This window comes from Loigolactobacillus backii (assembly GCF_001663675.1).
GTDB classification, from domain to species: Bacteria; Bacillota; Bacilli; order Lactobacillales; family Lactobacillaceae; genus Loigolactobacillus; species Loigolactobacillus backii.
This window is the reverse complement of the sequence record NZ_CP014873.1, coordinates 2,078,485-2,096,977: the sequence shown is the minus strand read 5'-3', so window position 1 is coordinate 2,096,977 and position 18,493 is coordinate 2,078,485. Positions and strand designations below refer to the sequence as shown.

Below are 18,493 nucleotides of genomic sequence, written 5' to 3'. Positions count from 1 at the left end.
AACTTGGAAGAGGAGTATTTAAACCTAGCTCGTAAAATCTTGAAAGATGGTCACTATAAGGACGATCGGACTAATACTGGGACTTACAGTATTTTTGGCTACCAAATGCGTTTTGACCTAAGCCAAGGATTTCCTTTATTAACAACTAAAAAGGTTCCTTTCGGTCTCATTAAAAGTGAATTGCTCTGGTTCATTAAGGGCGACAGTAACATTCGTTATTTGTTACAGCACAAGAATCATATCTGGGACGAATGGGCCTTTGAACGTTACGTCAACAGCAAGGACTACCAGGGCCCTGATATGACGGATTTTGGCCACCGGCACCTAAGCGATCCTGAATTTAATCAGCAATATCAAGAACAAATGCATTTGTTTGACGATCGAATTTTGGCTGATGAGGCTTTTGCCAAACAGTACGGTGAGCTGGGTAATATTTATGGTAAACAGTGGCGGGCTTGGAAAACGAGTCAGGGCACAACAATTGATCAACTTAAAAACGTCATTGACGCAATTAAGAAAACCCCTGATTCCCGACGCCTGATTGTTTCAGCTTGGAATCCGGAAGATATTCCCAATATGGCTTTGCCACCATGCCACACAATGTTTCAATTTTACGTTAACGATGGTAAATTAAGCTGTCAGCTTTACCAACGTAGTGGCGATGTTTTCCTTGGGGTACCGTTTAACATTGCGAGTTACGCGTTGTTAACAGCCTTAATCGCTCACGAAACTGGGCTTGAGGCTGGTGAATTTATTCACACGTTAGGCGACGCTCATATTTACAAAAACCACGTCAACCAAATTGAAGAGCAATTGCGGCGGGAAGTCCGACCAGCACCAACGTTAGTCTTAAATCCTGACAAGCAAAGTATTTTCGACTTTGACGTCAGCGATATTAAGGTAACGAACTATGATCCGCAGCCGGCCATTAAAGCGCCAGTTGCGGTGTAATGAGGTGAGCAAATGTTAGCTTATATGTGGGCTGAAGATAAGAATCACTTGATTGGCGCAAAGGGTGCTTTGCCCTGGCATTTACCTGCCGATTTGAAACATTTTAAGGATGTTACTATGGGTAAGCCAGTCATTATGGGGCGCAAAACTTTTGTCGGAATGGAACAGGCACTGCCTAATCGACTTAATATTGTATTAACGCGAAAAAAAGAATTGACCGTCCCTGATGGCGTTATGGTGCTTCACAGTAAGCAGGCCGTTTTGGATTTTGCGGACCTACACAACGATGAAGAAGTTATGATTATTGGCGGTGCTAAGATTTTCAGTTTATTCGCCGATGTTGTGCAGCGCCTGTACATTACGCGCATTGATGGTGCTTTTTCGGGCGATACGTACATGCCAGAGCTTAATTGGAAAGCTTTTGAAATGATCGACCATTTTGATGGCAAAGTTGATCAGGACAACAAGTACCCGTATACGTTTGCGACTTACCAACGGAAGAGCTAAGGCTTGCCGCGAAGGTAGAATTAGTTTGGTTGATTGAAAAATAATGTAAAAGTTATTTAAAAAGTATGTTAAAAAACGCGAAATGGAGGCCGAAATTGGTCGTCTATTTCGCGTTTGTGTTTTTTGGATTGTTTGTTGTAGGTGAAGTTATGTTTGAAAATTGGCTTTGATTGGATTTAGTCTGGCCAATTTGGCGGAAACGTGTTTGAAAAAGCAGATTATTGCGTATAGCTACGCCGGTCGAACGATCCGCTGCGCGTCTCTTTTCGCCCGGCTGCCATGTTTCTTGCGGTGACTGAGACGAACTTAGTCGAGGAAACACAGTTATGGACTTTATAACTGTGCTCCCTAGTTTTCGCCACAAGAATGGTCAACGTCCGTAGCATCAAAGAATATTGGCGTTCTTCGCTAATATTCCTCCTACATTGCGGAGTAGTAGGCTATACGCCATAATCTGAACGCTTTTTCAAACACTCTCGACTAAAACGTGCCTAAAAAGGCAGCTTCCTGCGCTTAGCTACGATCATCAAATAATCCGTTTCACGAATTATTCGCTAATCTAGGCTAATGCTCAGAAGCTAAGCGCCTTTTTAGGCACTCTGCTTTATACAAACAACAAAATCGAAAAGTACATGAAGCCTGTTCCTAGTAGAACAAATAGGTGCCAGATGACGTGGATGAACTTGATTCTGGGGAAGCTATAGAGGACTGCGCCTAGGGTGAAGGCCACTCCTCCGGCGACTAGTAGCCAGAAGCCAATTGGGCCTAGGTGCTGGTAAAGTGGTTTCATGGCAATTAGGCAGCCCCAGCCCATTAGTACGTATATGACGGTTGTTAAGTGGTTGAATTTATTTCCGGCAATGGATTTAAAGATCACACCAAATATCGCTAAGACCCAGATCACGGCGCATAAGACGTAACCCAGTGTGTTGTGTAGCGCGATTAGGCAATAAGGTGTGTACGATCCGGCGATGAGTAAGTAGATACTACAATGATCAAATACTTGAAAAACCGACTTGGCCCGGGTAAAAATTAGACTATGAAATAAAGTCGAACTGAGATAAAGGATCATGAGCGTAATGCCGTAAATTGTGTAAGCAACTGTTTGACCAATTGTGTTAGCTTTGATCAACAAAAAAATTAGGCCGACGACACTTAAAACAAAGCCAATACCGTGAGTTACTGCATTTAGGACTTCATTGACAATGAGGTAGCGCCGGGAAAAAGGTGACTGCTGAAAAGTACCATGCATAACTGTTACTCCATTCTTTAATTTTTAGCTGTAGCAGTGAAAAACAGAATTTAATCTGCTATACTAGTCAATATTAGATAAATACCATGTCCACAATTTCATTGTAGCATGGTTTAAAAAACCTTAGTAAGAAAGTGTGGCTGAATAAAAGTCATGGCAACTATAAAAATTGTAACCGATTCTTCGGTTCAACTCACACCAGAAGAAATTGAACAGAATCACATCACTGTTATACCGTTGTCCGTTATGATCGACGACACGGTGTACGTGGATGGTAAGACAATTACTCGTCCTAAGTTTATTGAATTAATGGGTCAGGCGAAGGCTTTGCCCAAAACCAGTCAGCCGCCAATTGGCGAATTTATTGAGCTCTTTGATCAGCTGGGTGAAGATGGCAGTCAGGTTATTGCCCTTCATATGACGGATGCCATTAGTGGTACCGTTAATACAGCGCGCCAAGCAGCTCAATTAAGCAAAAGCGACGTTACCGTTCTAGATTCCCGGGAAACTGATCGCGGGATGGCTTTTCAGGTCTTAACGGCTGCTCGGATGGCCCAACAAGGAAAAACCAAGGCCGAGATTTTAGCTGCTTTAGAACGGGTTAAGGGCAGTACTAAACTTTATATGGCAGTTATGACCTTAGACAATATTGTTAAGGGTGGTCGGGTTAGCCGGGTAACTGGTTTGATCTCCAACATTCTTAATATGAAGGTTATCTTTGAGATGGTCGATGGTGAACTACAAGTTCGAACCAAAGGCCGGGGCATGAAGACCGTTAACAATTTTATGCGCGAATTAATTGCCAAGTTGGAAAAAATTCCGAATATCAAGGAAATTGGTATTTCCCACGTGGCCGCGGATAAAGTGGTGAATGGGTTTAAGGCCGATTTAGAGAAGGCGTTACCTAAAGTTCCTGTCTTAGTTCGCGACACGAGTCCGATTATCGCAACTTATGCCGGGCTAGGCGCTTTTGCCATTATGTATTACACGGAAGATTAATGATTTTTAAAGGGCGTAGACGTTATTTGTCGTAGCCCTTTTATTTTTAAATTGTAAGGAGTTGGCAAGTTGAAAGTCCTGAAGCGATTACGGGATATCTTGCTTGCACTAGTTGTACTGGGAATTGTTGCGCTAGGCGTTTACTTTGGGTTTAACCATTTTTATCCAGAAACTGTGCAGCAAAAGACCCAACAGGTGACCAAAAAGAAGCAACCAGCTAAAAAGAGCCAAATTAATTTGGTGGCGTTAGGTGATTCGTTAACGCAGGGTGTTGGCGATCAGAACAAGGCTGGCGGGTACGTGGGCATGATTAAGCACTCGTTAGTCGATAAGGATCACGTTCAGGTTAAAACGGCCAACTACGGGGTTGCCGGCGATACGAGTACCCAGATCGATCACCGCTTGCAATCCCAAGCAGCAATTCAGACCTCGCTTAAAAAGGCGGATGTCATTGTGATGACTGTTGGCGGTAATGATCTGATGGGTGTCGTCAAAAAGGATATGCTTGATACTAACGAAAAGGATATTCAAGTGGCGCAAAAAAGTTACACCGCACACTTAACGACCTTACTAGGGCACGTGCGGCAATATAACGCTAAGGCACCGATCTTTTTGTACAGTATCTACAATCCTTTTTACGTTTATTTCCCTAAAATGACTAAAATGCAGGATGCGGTTGTGAGCTGGAATACGACGTCGCAGCAAGTTTTGCAACAGAGCCAACCTAGTCATTTCGTCAATATTTGTAATCTAATGTCTAAAAGCTCAGTTTTAACGAAACCGTCTAAGGACAGTAGCGGTGGCAGTAGCAGCGGTAGTGATAAAAAGAATCCGTTAATTTCGACTGAGGATAACTTTCACCCCAACGTGACGGGCTATCGGAAAATGACGCAAAAATTATACACTAGCATGCAGCAAAACCAGAAAGAGTGGCTAGAAAAATAGTGACAACAAGAACACAAAAAAAGACGAAGCCAACGCCAACTAGTTTTAATATTTGGAAATGGCTTTTTATAATCTTAGTGGCAATTATCGTCGGTACCGGCGTCTATTTTGGCCACAAAATAACTCAACCACCGGCTCAAACCGCCCCTAATGAGCAGTTAATTAAGCGCCAAGCGACTTTTTCGGTTAATTTAAATAAATCCCAAGTGAACGATGTTATCGGTTATTATTTAAACCACTATTTGAAAAAAACCAAGATTAAATACACTTTCGATCTCGGTGATCAGGCTGTCTTAAAGGGCAAATTTAAATTGTTGGGTTACGGCGTGCCCTTTAGCATTTACCTGGATCCGTACGTGATGGAAAACGGGGATGTTCAATTAAAGGCTAAGCGAATGGAAATTGGTGCGTTATCCGTGCCAATTAAAGTTGTGATGAATTACATTGGCAATAGTTATAAATTCCCTAAGTGGGTCGTTTTGAATAGTAAAAAAGAAACGATTCAGCTGCGACTTAATCAGTTTAAGATGAAAAACGGGATGCAGATCAAGGCTAAGAAGATCGACCTGGCAAATAATAAAATCAATTTAGACGTTTATCTGCCCCAGGTAACCAGTGAAGGAGGACAATGATGCGAAAAAGTTTCTATCAATTTTTAATGACGCAACGTAACCCTAACAGTCACGATGAAGTTGCGGAGTTTGCGGCAAATGCTTTTTTTGATCAAAGTTTTCCTAAGTTAGAAGAGGATTACGATAAAATTTCCAAATACCTTGAAGAAAACGGTGGTTATTTACCGACGATGACAATTTTCGATGAGGCGTTTCAACGATATCAGGAACAGGCAAGTTCACTGTAGTTAGCGGAGGCAAGTTATGGCACAGAAGAAGCGTAAACGGCAGGTTCGCCTGCCTATTTTTATTAGTTCAGTTGTATTGGCGTTTGTTGTTGGTGTTTTTGGTACGGTGATTTTGTTAACCGCCCATTTTAATGCCCAAACGGCAGCAACTGGGAGTTACCCAGCAGGTTTTGAAAAGCTAAATGCAGTTTACCAAACGATTGACCAAAATTATTATAAAAAGGTCAGCAAAAAGAAATTAATGAATGGGGCCATTAACGGCATGATTAGTAGCTTAGGCGACCCTTATTCAGAGTACTTAACCGGCAGTGATGCCGGTGATCTCAACAACACAATTTCCGGTAATTTTGAAGGAATTGGGGCCGAAGTTCAAAAAGCTGGCGGTCGCATTCAAATCATTTCGCCAATCGCTGGTAGCCCGGCTAAAAAGGCGGGCTTACGGGCTAATGACGTTATTATGTCAATCAATGGTGACTCGACATCTGGTTTGACGGTTAACCAGGCTGTCGCCAAGATTCGGGGTAAAAAAGGCACTGACGTCAAATTAACGATTAAACGAGGCGACCATAATTTCAACGTCACCGTTAAACGCGATGTCATTCCGGTTAAAACCGTTAACGCCCATATCGTCAAGAAACAACCAACTGTTGGCTACATTCAGATCACGACTTTCTCTAACCCAACCTTTAAAGAAATGAAAACGGCGGTTAAGAAATTACGGAGTGAAGGGGCCAAATCCTTTATTGTCGATGTTCGGGGCAACCCTGGTGGCTTAATGGATCAAGCACTGAAGATTTCTAGTATGTTCCTGAAAAACGGTCAAACCATCATGAAGGTTCAACCACGGACAGGCCAGCCAGAAGTTTATAAGGCCAGTAAGAAGCAGGACGGCGGCTTTAAGATTACCGAGCCAACTACCGTTTTAATCGATGACGGTAGTGCCTCAGCTGCCGAAATCTTTTCAGCCGCTTTAAATCAATCGGCCCACGACCCATTAGTTGGGACTAAGTCGTTTGGTAAAGGGACTGTCCAAAACGTCACTAACTTTAAGGATAAGAGTGAATTCAAAATTACGATTGCCAAATGGTTAACGCCAAACGGTGATTGGATCAATAAAAAAGGCCTAACGCCAACGACGAAGGCCGATTATCCAAGTTACGCCTATCTGCCAGTGGTCAACGGCAAGAAAACTTACCAACAAGGTGACGTTAATACCAATATCAAGACGCTGCAAAAGGCCCTAACTGCCTTAGGCCAGAACCCAGGCGAAGCAAACGGCTACTTTAGTCCGCAAACCGAGCAAGCAGTGAAGGCTTACCAAGCCACGGCCAAATTACCCCAAACCGGTAAACTTGATCCGGCCACAATTGACAAAATGCAAGTTGCTTTGACCCAGAAAATTAGTCAAAATGATGTGCCACTAGAAAAAGCATTAGCACAAATGAAAAAATAACGACTAGATTTAACGGAGATTACCTATGTAGTGATTTAGTGGTTGAGGCCATTGAGTTGTAACTTCGCTAAGTTAAGTTTGTTTGAATAGTGCTAAGGTTTCAGAATTTGATTAACGTAAAGCCCTTGAAATAGGGCTTTTTGTTTGGCCAAAAAAATTACGCTGCGTAAAACTTTGCTAGATTGAGTAGTAAAAAAGCGTATTTTGCCTAATTATTCGAATCTTTCGCTAAAACCAATTCATGATTCTTACAGTACTGCTGGGGGCATTTTGGATACTAATAGGCCTATCACTTCCCCTTTATGCGAAGTTGAACTACAATGAAGTATATTGACGTAATCGCTTTCACCAAAAACCTGATGTTTGCGGTCAATAAAATTTAAGTGATTAATTACAGGGAGGTAATTTCATGAGTAGTCGTGATACGGCAAATGTTTTATGGTTTAATGAATTGCACCGTGAGGATGTTAACCTAGTAGGTGGTAAATCTTCGTCACTGGGGGAAATGACCTCTTCAATGGATATTCCAGTGCCATATGGCTTTGCTACGACTGCGCGGGCCTATCGTTACTTTATGGACCAAACGGGATTAAACGATAAAGTTAATACTTTGCTTGATGGGATCAAAGATTATGAAAATTCGGATGAACTACGCGTGGCCTGCGAGCAGATTCGTAATTTAATTGTTGGGGCGACTATGCCGGAAGATTTGGCGAATGATATCAAACAAGGGTACGCTGAACTGGCCAAGAAGGTCGGCCAGGACAATCCATTCGTTGCGATTCGTTCTTCCGCAACGGCTGAGGATTTACCAGATGCTTCGTTTGCCGGCCAGCAGGAATCTTATTTAAACATAAAAGGTGCCGCGGACGTTGTTGACCGGGTCAAGCAATGTTATTCTTCACTCTTTACTGACCGGGCGACCTATTACCGCCACAAACAAAATTTCCCCCAAGAAAAAGTAGCTCTCTCAGCAGCAATTCAGATGATGGTCTTTTCTGAGGCATCCGGCGTCATGTTCTCCGTTAACGTTGCCAATGGTGATGACACTAAGATCGTGATCGACGCCATCTATGGTTTAGGCGAGTACATTGTTTTAGGCAAGGTTACACCAGACCACTTTGTAATCGACAAACAATCGAAAAAAATTGTTGAGAAAAACATCATTAAGCAATCGGTTGAATTAGTTCGACTTCCCGATGGCGGAACCAAAGAGCAAGCCGTTCCTGCCGAATTACAGGAGCAGCCAGCACTGACGGATAAGCAAGTGATTGAGTTGGCCGGTTACGTTTTGAAAATTGAGCAACATTACGGCTGCTACATGGACATGGAATACGCCTTGGATGCTAATACTAAACGGCTGTGGGTCGTGCAAGCACGTCCAGAAACTGTCTGGTCACAGCGCAATAAGAAGAAACCTGCTGCTGATGACAATGATAACGTAGTTGCAGCGGCTGATGCCAAAGTTGCCGTTCGGGGCTTACCGGCCAGTCCTGGTTTAGCCAGTGGCGTGGTTCACGTCATTGATGATCCGAAAGACATTGATCAATTCAAATCGGGCGAAGTTTTAGTGACGCTAATGACCTCACCGGATTGGGTTCCAGCTATGAAAAAAGCAGCGGCAATCGTTACCAATAATGGCGGGATGACTTGCCACGCGGCGATCGTTTCCCGCGAAATGCAGATTCCTTGTATCGTTGGAACTAGAAGTAAGAACCTTGCGGCAACTGATGCCCTTAAAGATGGCGATGTGGTAACCGTTGATGCTAAAAACGGGGTCGTTTATCATGGTAAAGTTGCCAGTATGTTCAAGCCAGACGACGCACCGGCAACTGCTCAAGCGGTGGTTGCGGAAACCTTTGCGCCAACTGCTACCGGCGTCATGATGAATCTCGGCGATCCCGAATTAGCCGATAAGTATGCTTCCTTACCAGCTGATGGGATTGGTTTGATGCGGGAAGAATTTCTCTGGACCACTTATATTCACGAACATCCGTTATATTTAATTGATCAAGGTCACCCGGAAAAGGTGGTCAATCAGTTGGCTGACGGCGTTGCCAAAGTTGTTCGAGCAATGGCCCCGCGACCTGTTATCCTGCGGCTTTCCGACTTCAAGTCAAGTGAATACCGAAACCTTAAGGGTGGCGAGAAATATGAACCACATGAACCTGCCGATTTATTAGGCTGGCGGGGAGCTTCGCGTTACTACGATCCTAAGTACATCAATGCCTTCAAGCTTGAATTAGCAGCGGTTAAAAAAGTCCGCAATGAATTTGGCCTGAAGAATCTGAACGTCATGATTCCGTTTGTACGGACGGTCGCCGAGGCTGAAAAGGTCACTACGATTATGCACAATGAAGGGTTAATTCGTTCGGCGGACTTCAAGGTCTATATGATGGCAGAAATTCCGTCAAACATTATTCTGGCCGACCAATTCAACCAATTCATTGATGGCTATTCAATTGGATCAAATGACCTAACCATGCTGATTCTGGGCTGCGATCGGAATAACGATACGGTTGCCAGTCTCTTTGATGAACGAAATCTTGCCGTTAAACGCGCTATTCGGCACCTAATTGAAACCGCTCACAAGGATGGCAAAACTGTGTCAATCTGTGGTCAGGCGCCTTCAGAATACCCTGATTTCACAAACTTCCTAATTCAAAGTGGCATTGACTACGTTTCGGTTAACCCGGATATGGTTAAGGAAACTAAGCGCAATGTGGCCCATTTTGAACAACGAATCATGCTTGATAGGGCTACCGGAAACGGCCTGCAAGATCAAACTGATTATGATTGGAAATAATCAAATTGAAATCCAGAAAAAATTAAAAAAGCTTGTTAAATAAGTAGTTAACGCCTTGTTGGTTATGGCTAACGCTTTTTTGGAGAATCAATTGTATTTTAATTGGTTCTCTTTTTTTGGTTACGATCGTTTAAGTGAGCATAGCTTTATAGCTGTTTGACCATTATTGAAGTTATCTGCTCAAATTTTAACAATTAGTACTGGAACTGTTTTCCCTTCCGCTGAATTAACGTAGCTCGCGAACGCTATAGAAATATCATTAATTCACGATACCTGAAATATGTTTTGCAAGTTCAGCGCTGACAAGCATTGCCATTTGTTCAGCACTTTCTTTCATTCCCGTTTGACTCCAGGCTAGAAGGGTACTGAAAAAGCCACCAACTACAAAGCGAATATTATAATCCGTAACTTTGCCAGGACATTCTTCGACACAAACGATGGATTCAGAAAAAGAAACGACAAAACTGACCAATTTATCAAATAACATTCCAGTTAATCGTGATCGTTGGAGATTGAGAATGAATTGCAGGTGCGGCCGAAAACAAACAAAAAAAGTGTAGCTTAGTTCGTAATTATTAATCTTGTCTTTAGTAAGCCGTGCCTGATAATCAGCCATAATATCGTTAAGGTGTTCGGAGATCAGATCTTCCAAAATATTGTAATGTCGGTAAAAGGCCATCCGCGAGACCCCCGCCTTACGGGTAACCGCTGAAATAGAAAGATCATTGAGATCCGTAAAAGTCATTAACTGCATTAAAGCATTAAATAGACTTTCTTTTGTGAGTTGGGTTTGTTCACTATTGGATTGATTAGTCATAACAATTTTCCTCCTTTTGTAACAGCAGCCCCTAATTTGATTGAATTGTAAGGCCTCAATCACTAGACTGTTACTGTATTTGAGCTATTATACACCTTGGCCTTATTTGGCAAGAGTCTAAACAAACGGAGGAATTTTAATTTGAAAACATGGTTTATTACTGGTGCAACAGGCGGTTTGGCTTCACAAGTAGTGAAGCGCTTACTGGAACGTGGTGACCAAGTCGCCGCAACGGTGCGTAAAATGGGTGCCTTAGATCAAATCCAAAAGAATTACGGTCGGCACCTACGACAATATCAGCTAGATTTAACAAATCCAGACCAGATTAGTGAAGTTGTCCGGCAAGCATTTAATGATTTTGGGTCGATTGATGTTATTTTAAACAATGCTGCTTACGGTCTATACGGCGCGGTTGAAGAAGTGAGTGACGAACAAATTCAACGATTGTTTCAGGTAAATGTATTTGGATCGTTGCGGGTGGCTAGAGCAGTCATGCCATTTTTACGTCACCAGCACGATGGTCAAATCGTTCAAATTGCTAGTATGGCGGGAGAATATTCAGAACCGGCAATGGGGCTTTATAGTGCCTCAAAATGGGCAATTGAAGGTGCCTTTGAGGCCTTATCAAAAGAGGTTGAGCCATTTGGCGTTAAAGTTTTGATTGTGGAACCTGGTGGAATTCGAACTAATTTTGCTGGTAAAAAGGCTTCAGTTGGAAAGGCCATGGATGCTTATCAGGATACGCAAGTAGGCAAGTTTATGAACCGCTTAACGGGACAAGTGTCCGCTGTGGATGCGGAACAGATGAAACGATTAATTGTTGGTGATCCCGGGAAAATGGCCGAGCAAATCATTCATCGTGTAGATCGTGGTGCCGGACCTTTGCGAATAGCGTTGGGAAGTGATGCTTACACTAAAATCCGTAAGAGTCTTGAGCAGCGGTTATCTGATTTAGATGCCCAGAAGAAGATTTCTTATTTGACTGATGCGGATGATACGAAAATAAAGTGAACTAGAGGAACATCATTTAAGGAAACACCATATTTTTAAATTTTACCTGAATAAAAAAGGCCTAGCAGCGGTTAAAAAATAATCCGCTATCTAAAGTATCTTTGTGTTAATATTTCAACTAGCTATCCTGAATTTAATTATTGATTTATGAGTGAATTATCGAGTTGGATACAATCTACGACTCTACCGATTCACTCTTTATTTGGGTTAGAAAGGGTTTTAAAAGGTTACCTGTTTTTATAGATAATATTTTGAACGAATCATTTATAATGATGGATTTATAGTCAATTAATTTCGTAGTTCTGGAATGATTTTCCCATTAAAAGCAATGTGGTTATTTGAGAATTACAGCAAAATAATCATAATGATGGTAAAATGGATCAAGCCAATTAAGCCAATTAAGCCCTATTTTGTCCTTTTGTGGTTCAAAAAGGATAAAACATGTATTTTGAAGAAAAATATGAGCTCAAATGAAAGAAAAACGCCATTCCCTACAGTTTTCGCCACATTTGTTGTTCAGTTCTGACGAGCAGGTTGTGGGACAAAAGTTGGTTTTGGCGACGTTTTAGTTTTGGGATAATGCCCTGAAATGGTAAGTGGCTAGGACTTTTGTCCCGGCTGCGTGTACCTCAACATTTAGAAAAAATTGATAATGGAATTTATATACTTAAGAATGGCATACAGAATAACTTAGCGGTGGCAGTTAGTCGATAGACATTAAGTAGGTAATAAATTGAATAAAAGAAAAAAATACTCAAAAGTTACTTAATTTCCAAAAAAGAAAAACCAGGGTGCTTAAGGCCTTGGTATAAAAGGAGTTATACACTATGGCAACTATTCAATGGTACCCCGGGCACATGGCTAAGGCCAAAAAGCAAGTTCAGGAGAACCTGCACTTGGTTGATATTGTTTTAGAGATTGTTGACGCGCGAACGCCGAATTCATCCCGGAACCCAATTTTAGATAAAATTATCGAGCAAAAACCGCGCCTAATGATTTTAAATAAGGCTGATTTGGCGGATCCGGTGCAATCGGCCGCTTGGATTAAGGAATTTACGGCTAACGGGCTGCCTGCAATTGCGTTGGATTCCCAGCACAATAAGGGCGTTCAGCAAATTGAAAAGATGGCCCAACAGATTTTACACGATAAAATTAAACGCCAACATGAACGTGGCATTAAGAATAAGCCGATTCGGGCTATTTGTATTGGCATCCCCAATGCTGGTAAATCAACGATTCTAAATCGCCTAGTTAAAAAGAATGTTGCTCAAACTGGTGATCGCCCTGGGGTGACGAAGAAGCAGCAGTGGTTGAAGGCTGGTAAAAATATGGAGTTACTGGATACGCCAGGAATTTTGTGGCCCAAGTTTGAAGATCCCTTAGTTGGGAAAAAGCTGGCCTTAACCGGGGCAATTAAGGATTCAATTTACCACGCGGACGACGTTGCTTTGTACGCCTTGGATCACTTTAAAGCAACCAACCCCCAGTTACTACTGGAACGTTATCGCCTGGCGCCGGAAGATCTGAATTTATCGACAGCCGATTTATTGCTTAAAATTACACAAAGAATGGGCTTAAAGGACGATTTTGATCGTGCCAGTGAACGCCTGATTCTCGAGATCCGTAAAAATAAATTAGGTCGCTACACCCTAGACACCCCAGGTGATGAAATTAATGGCTAAGGAATCAATTAAGGCGATTCATGAAAAATTATTGCAGGATCCTTCAGCGGATTATTTGGCCAGCTTGGCAACTGATCCCCGTAAAGGTGTGCAACAATTATTGCAGCAAGTTGCGAAACGGCAAACGGCACAAAAGCAGCAACTTGCAACCTTTTTGAGCAAACGTCATTTTGAAGATCAACTATGGCCGCAGTACCCACTGATTGCTGGTATGGACGAGGTTGGACGGGGGCCACTAGCTGGTCCTGTGGTTACGGCTGCCGTGATCTTGCCCCATGATTTCGCCGTGCTAGAAGTTAATGATTCCAAACAGTTGTCGCCCCATAAGCGGGTGCAGTTGTACAACCAGATTCTTGAAACAGCCGTGGCAGTCAGTGTTGGCGTGAGTGATGTTGCGGTGATTGACCGAGTGAATATTCTTGAGGCAACTAAACTGGCGATGCAGCAGGCAATTCGCGATTTGGCCGTTCAACCAGATTATGTGTTAATCGATGCGGTTAAGGTGGACACTGGCATTCCCGCTACTAGCATGTATAAAGGTGACGCGAAAAGCATCAGTATTGCTTCCGCCAGCATCGTTGCCAAGGTCATTCGTGATCGGTTAATGATTGCCTATGACCGTGCCTATCCAGGCTATGATCTGGCTCAAAACGCCGGCTACGGAACGCAGAAACATTTGGCGGGTCTTGCTAAATATGGCGTTACGCCAGCGCACCGGAAAAGTTTTGCCCCGGTCAAAAAATATTTATAATACTTTAAGAACTCCTTTACGTAGATTATTAATAAATCCCGTTAAAGGAGTTTTTTGGAATGCAAAAACGTGAATTACTCTTACAGTTACATTTGGCCCAGGGCATTGGTTTGGCCAGCGAAAACCACTTGGCAAAATTATTGGCCAAGTTACCTGCGGATTTTGATTGTAATCATTTGAAAACCACCCAACTGGCTACGTTGGCTAAGTTGACGACCGCTAACCGCAGCCGCTTTAGTGCTGATTTTCGAACGGAGGAGCACTTAGCTCGTTGCTGTCAACAAGGGGAGAACTATTTGACAATTTTTGACGCGGCCTATCCAAAACGACTACGGGAAACTTATCAACCGCCAACTGTCCTGTTTTACCAAGGAAATCTCGCGCTACTACAGACCACTTGTTTAGCGATTGTTGGTGCGCGGCAAGCCACTAGTTATACGCCGCAAGTACTTAAGAATTTCTTACCTAGTTTAGTCAAGGTCCGGTGCACAATTATGAGTGGTTTGGCTCAGGGCGCTGACGGTTACGCCCACCAATTGACCTTGGCCAGCGGCGGGCAAACAATCGCGGTGATCGGCACTGGGTTAGATACCTATTATCCCAAACAAAATGCGCAGTTACAGGCTCAAGTTGCTCAAAACGGGCTAGTTCTTTCTGAATACCCCTTAGGAAGTCGGCCGGAGCGGTACCATTTTCCCCAGCGTAATCGAATTATCGCCGGTTTATGTCACGCCTTGTGTGTCACTGAGGCCCGGCACCACAGTGGTAGTCTGATTACGGCCAACTTGGCCTTACAGGAAAATCGTTCCGTTTTGGCCGTTCCCGGTTCGATCACGGCGCCCCTATCTGCTGGGTGTAATGAATTAATTTTGGCCGGCGCCAAACCAGCCTTAACGCCCCGAGATATTTGGGAAGAATTACAGTATTTCTAAGTATATATAGTAGGAAAAAGTTTTTGAAAGTTGACAAAACTATTAATAATGGCATATGATGTTTAGCGACTTCGTTGAGTTAAAAAAAGACGAATCGAAAGGGGATTGTCATGGCCTATAAAAACCTCGTGATCGTGGAATCACCGTCTAAAGCCAAGACGATTGAAAAGTATTTAGGCCGTAACTATAAAGTAGTTGCCAGCCTCGGCCATATTCGTGATTTACCAAAAAGTAAAATGGGTGTGGACGTTGAAAATGATTACGAACCACACTACATCTCTATTCGCGGTAAAGGCGATACCATTAAAAATTTAAAAAAATACGCTAAAAAAGCGGAGCGCGTCTACCTAGCATCTGATCCTGATCGTGAAGGTGAGGCCATTGCCTGGCACGTTTCCCATATTTTAGGTTTAGACCCAAAGGATAAAAATCGGGTAACTTTTAACGAGATTACTAAAGACACCGTCAAAAATGCCTTTAAGGAACCCCGTAGCATTGATATGGACCTAGTTGACGCCCAGCAGGCACGGCGAATTATGGATCGCCTAGTTGGCTATTCAATTTCACCGCTATTGTGGAAAAAGGTTAAAAAAGGCCTAAGTGCCGGCCGCGTCCAATCAATTGCACTGAAAATAATTATTGATCGAGAAAACGAAATTAAGGCGTTTAAGCCCGAAGAATACTGGACGATTGATTCACAGTTCAAAAAAGGCACGTATAAATTTGACGCCAGTTTCTACGGTTTAAACGGTAAAAAGTTAGCTTTAAGTAATGAGGATGCTGCCAAGGATATCTTACAGCGGATTAAACCGAGAGCTAATTTTGACATTACCAAAGTAACTAAGCGGGAGCGCAAACGTTTTCCCCAAGCACCATTTACAACCAGTTCACTGCAACAAGAAGCAGTTCGGCGTTTGAATTTCCGGACCCGGAAAACGATGATGGTGGCTCAGCAGCTGTATGAAGGCATTAATTTGGGTGGTCGTCAAGGCAGTGTTGGTTTAATTACCTATATGCGAACTGATTCCACTCGAGTTTCGCATATTGCCCGCCATGAGGCCAGTGAGTTTTTACACGCTAACTATGGTGAAGAATACGCGGCCCTGAAGATTCGTAAAACCAAGAATCCAGAGGGCGCCCAAGATGCCCATGAAGCGATTCGGCCTTCGTCAGTTAAGCGGACACCAAAGAGCTTAGAGGGCGTTTTGAATAAAGATCAGATGAAGCTGTATAAGTTAGTCTGGTCACGTTTTTTGGCCAGTCAAATGACACCGGCTATTTTAGATACGATGGCCGTTACCATCGAGCAAAATGGTGTCACCTACCGGGCAAATGGCTCTAAGATGAAGTTTGCTGGTTTCACTAAGGTTTATGATGCACCTGGTAATCAGGATAAAAAAGATAATATGCTGCCTGATTTAGTTGAAGGCGACCACGTTAAATTAGTTAAAAATGATCCCAATCAGCATTTTACCCAGCCACCGGCACGTTATTCTGAAGCAACCTTGATTAAAACTTTGGAAGAAAACGGTGTTGGCCGACCATCAACCTACGCACCAACAATTGAAACGATTCAACGGCGTTATTACGTCAGGTTGATCACCAAACGTTTTGAACCAACTGAATTAGGTGAAATTGTTAATAAGATTATTGTCGAATTCTTCCCCGATATTGTTAACATTGATTTTACTGCTGGTTTAGAAAATGATTTGGATAGCATTGAAGAAGGCAAGACGAAGTGGATTAAGGTGGTGGATGAATTTTACCAACCATTTGAAAAAGAGGTCACTTCCGCCGAATCTAAGATTGAAAAAGTTCAAATCAAGGACGAATTAGCGGGCTTTAACTGTGATATTTGTGGCGCACCAATGGTCATCAAATTAGGCCGTTACGGTAAGTTCTACGCCTGCAGTCGTTTCCCTGATTGCCGTAATACCAAGGCCATCGTCAAAGAAATCGGCGTTGTTTGTCCGACCTGCCATAAGGGTCAAGTTGTCGAACGTAAATCAAAGAAAAACCGAATTTTCTATGGTTGCAGTCGTTATCCTGAGTGCGATTTTGTGACTTGGGATAAGCCAGTTGGGCGTGATTGTCCGAAAGACGGTCATTACTTAGTTGAAAAGAAAATTAAAGGCGGCAAACAAGTTATTTGTCCAAACGGTGATTATGAAGAAGCCGTTCAAAAATAGAAATGAGGTTCTAAGATGACAACATCCCCAAGTGTTAATGTGATTGGTGCTGGGCTTGCTGGTAGTGAAGCAGTTTGGCAAATAGCAAAGCGTGGCCTGCACGTTGATTTATACGAAATGCGTCCGGTTAAGCTAACGCCGGCGCACCATACAGGTGACTTTGCCGAGCTGGTTTGTACCAATTCTTTGCGGGCCAATCAGATAACTAATGCGGTTGGTTTACTTAAAGAAGAGATGCGCCGCTTGGATTCAGTTGTTTTAGCTTCAGCCGATGCTAATGCAGTACCAGCCGGTGGTGCCTTAGCCGTTGACCGGGGACCTTTTTCCGAACAGATCACGGCTAAAATCAAGCATTTGCCCAACGTCACGGTTCATGCTGAGGAAGTCACTGAATTTCCTGCAGGCCCAACGGTTGTCGCTACGGGTCCTTTAACCTCAGAGTCTTTGGCCAAGCAAATTCAGGCTTTGAATGATAGTGATAGCCTTTATTTTTACGACGCAGCGGCGCCCATCTTAAATCAGGACTCGATTGATTTTGACAAAGTCTATTTGAAATCCCGTTACGATAAAGGTGCGGCTGCCTACTTAAATTGCCCGATGACCAAAGACGAATTCGAGACTTTTTATGAAGCGTTAGTGACCGCAGAAACGGCTGAAACCCACAGCTTTGAAAAGGAAAAATTCTTTGAAGGCTGTATGCCAATTGAGGTTATGGCTAAAAGGGGCATTAAAACCATGTTGTTTGGCCCCCTTAAGCCAGTTGGTTTGGAAGATCCCAAGACTGGTAAAATGCCTTACGCAGTTGTTCAACTACGGCAGGATAACGCTGCTGGCAGCCTGTACAACATTGTCGGTTTTCAAACCCATTTAAAATGGGGCGAGCAAAAGCGTGTTTTCCGGTTAATCCCTGGGTTAGAACAGGCCGAGTTTGTCCGTTATGGTGTGATGCACCGTAATACATTTATGAAATCACCTGATTTGTTGGAACCAACTTATCAGTCTAAACGTCGGCAAGATCTTTTCTTCGCTGGTCAAATGACTGGCGTTGAGGGCTACGTTGAAAGTGTCGCTAGTGGTTTGGTTGCAGGCATTAATGCCGCCCGCTTTGCCAATGACCAGGAATTACTGACTTTTCCAACGGAGACGGCCATGGGGGCAATGGCACATTATATTACTCATGCGTCCGCCAAACATTTTCAACCAATGAACGCTAATTTCGGGATTTTTAAAGCACTACCTAATAAAATTCGCGACAAAAAATTACGTAACCAAACACTGGCTGATCGTTCCTTAGCAACCTTAGCCGAATTTTCACAAAAACTTTAAAGGTCCAACATTT

The 18,493-nt window shown here is 43.0% G+C and carries 16 protein-coding genes; 14 read left to right on the top strand and 2 right to left on the bottom strand.

Features of this window, described 5'->3' with window-relative positions; translation table 11 throughout:
* Nucleotides 1-3 precede the first annotated feature (3 nt).
* A complete protein-coding gene (locus AYR53_RS09480; RefSeq protein ID WP_068281275.1) occupies nt 4-951 on the top strand; it encodes a thymidylate synthase in 948 nt (315 codons plus the stop codon).
* Nucleotides 952-963: 12 nt separating this feature from the next.
* Nucleotides 964-1,458 carry a dihydrofolate reductase gene (locus AYR53_RS09475; protein WP_068280573.1) on the top strand — a complete coding sequence of 165 codons (495 nt, stop codon included), beginning with the start codon at nt 964-966 and terminating at the stop codon, nt 1,456-1,458.
* A 604-nt stretch (nt 1,459-2,062) separates the two neighbouring features.
* Here AYR53_RS09475 and trhA read toward each other — a convergent pair.
* Entirely contained in the window at nt 2,063-2,710 is a 648-nt protein-coding gene (gene trhA / locus AYR53_RS09470; RefSeq protein WP_068280576.1) for a PAQR family membrane homeostasis protein TrhA, read from the bottom strand.
* A gap of 153 nt (nt 2,711-2,863) precedes the next feature.
* Here trhA and AYR53_RS09465 point away from each other — a divergent pair, with 153 nt between their 5' ends.
* From AYR53_RS09465 to ppsA, 6 genes are all read left to right on the top strand, one after another.
* Nucleotides 2,864-3,709, top strand: a complete 846-nt coding sequence (locus AYR53_RS09465) for a DegV family protein (protein WP_068224134.1) — start codon at nt 2,864-2,866, stop codon at nt 3,707-3,709.
* A 69-nt stretch (nt 3,710-3,778) separates the two neighbouring features.
* Nucleotides 3,779-4,654: an SGNH/GDSL hydrolase family protein gene (locus AYR53_RS09460; RefSeq protein WP_238595674.1), complete on the top strand. Its 876-nt coding sequence runs from the start codon at nt 3,779-3,781 to the stop codon at nt 4,652-4,654.
* Nucleotides 4,654-5,286, top strand: coding sequence for a YpmS family protein (locus tag AYR53_RS09455; protein ID WP_068224137.1), 633 nt, complete (start codon nt 4,654-4,656; stop codon nt 5,284-5,286). The genes AYR53_RS09460 and AYR53_RS09455 overlap by 1 nt, the downstream gene beginning before the upstream one ends.
* Complete coding sequence (locus tag AYR53_RS09450) at nt 5,286-5,513, top strand: YozE family protein (protein ID WP_068224139.1); 228 nt, start codon at nt 5,286-5,288, stop codon at nt 5,511-5,513. The genes AYR53_RS09455 and AYR53_RS09450 overlap by 1 nt, the downstream gene beginning before the upstream one ends.
* A 16-nt stretch (nt 5,514-5,529) precedes the next feature.
* Nucleotides 5,530-6,966: a S41 family peptidase gene (locus AYR53_RS09445; RefSeq protein ID WP_068280579.1), complete on the top strand. Its 1,437-nt coding sequence runs from the start codon at nt 5,530-5,532 to the stop codon at nt 6,964-6,966.
* 409 nt (nt 6,967-7,375) lie between these two features.
* Nucleotides 7,376-9,772 (top strand): phosphoenolpyruvate synthase, encoded by a 2,397-nt coding sequence (gene ppsA / locus AYR53_RS09440; protein ID WP_068280582.1) that lies wholly within the window; start codon nt 7,376-7,378, stop codon nt 9,770-9,772.
* A gap of 259 nt (nt 9,773-10,031) precedes the next feature.
* On the opposite strand, the gene AYR53_RS09435 is transcribed toward ppsA, so the two are convergent.
* A complete protein-coding gene (locus AYR53_RS09435) occupies nt 10,032-10,589 on the bottom strand; it encodes a TetR/AcrR family transcriptional regulator (protein ID WP_068280585.1) in 558 nt (185 codons plus the stop codon).
* A 141-nt stretch (nt 10,590-10,730) separates the two neighbouring features.
* Between AYR53_RS09435 and AYR53_RS09430 the strand changes: the two genes are divergently transcribed.
* The 6 genes from AYR53_RS09430 (at nt 10,731) to trmFO (ending at nt 18,480) form a co-directional block, all read left to right on the top strand.
* Nucleotides 10,731-11,600, top strand: a complete 870-nt coding sequence (locus AYR53_RS09430) for an SDR family oxidoreductase (RefSeq protein WP_068280589.1) — start codon at nt 10,731-10,733, stop codon at nt 11,598-11,600.
* 827 nt (nt 11,601-12,427) lie between these two features.
* Nucleotides 12,428-13,282, top strand: coding sequence for a ribosome biogenesis GTPase YlqF (gene ylqF, locus AYR53_RS09420; RefSeq protein ID WP_068224154.1), 855 nt, complete (start codon nt 12,428-12,430; stop codon nt 13,280-13,282).
* Entirely contained in the window at nt 13,275-14,033 is a 759-nt protein-coding gene (locus AYR53_RS09415; protein ID WP_068280595.1) for a ribonuclease HII, read from the top strand. The genes ylqF and AYR53_RS09415 overlap by 8 nt, the downstream gene beginning before the upstream one ends.
* Before the next feature lie 59 nt (nt 14,034-14,092).
* The gene (gene dprA / locus AYR53_RS09410) at nt 14,093-14,965 is read left to right on the top strand and encodes a DNA-processing protein DprA (RefSeq protein WP_068224160.1); all 873 of its coding nucleotides are present in this window, start codon (nt 14,093-14,095) and stop codon (nt 14,963-14,965) included.
* Between the two features lie 110 nt (nt 14,966-15,075).
* Nucleotides 15,076-17,154 carry a type I DNA topoisomerase gene (topA, locus tag AYR53_RS09405; protein WP_068224165.1) on the top strand — a complete coding sequence of 693 codons (2,079 nt, stop codon included), beginning with the start codon at nt 15,076-15,078 and terminating at the stop codon, nt 17,152-17,154.
* Nucleotides 17,155-17,169: 15 nt separating this feature from the next.
* Nucleotides 17,170-18,480, top strand: coding sequence for an FADH(2)-oxidizing methylenetetrahydrofolate--tRNA-(uracil(54)-C(5))-methyltransferase TrmFO (gene trmFO / locus AYR53_RS09400; protein WP_068224168.1), 1,311 nt, complete (start codon nt 17,170-17,172; stop codon nt 18,478-18,480).
* The last annotated feature ends 13 nt before the right edge of the window (nt 18,481-18,493 follow it).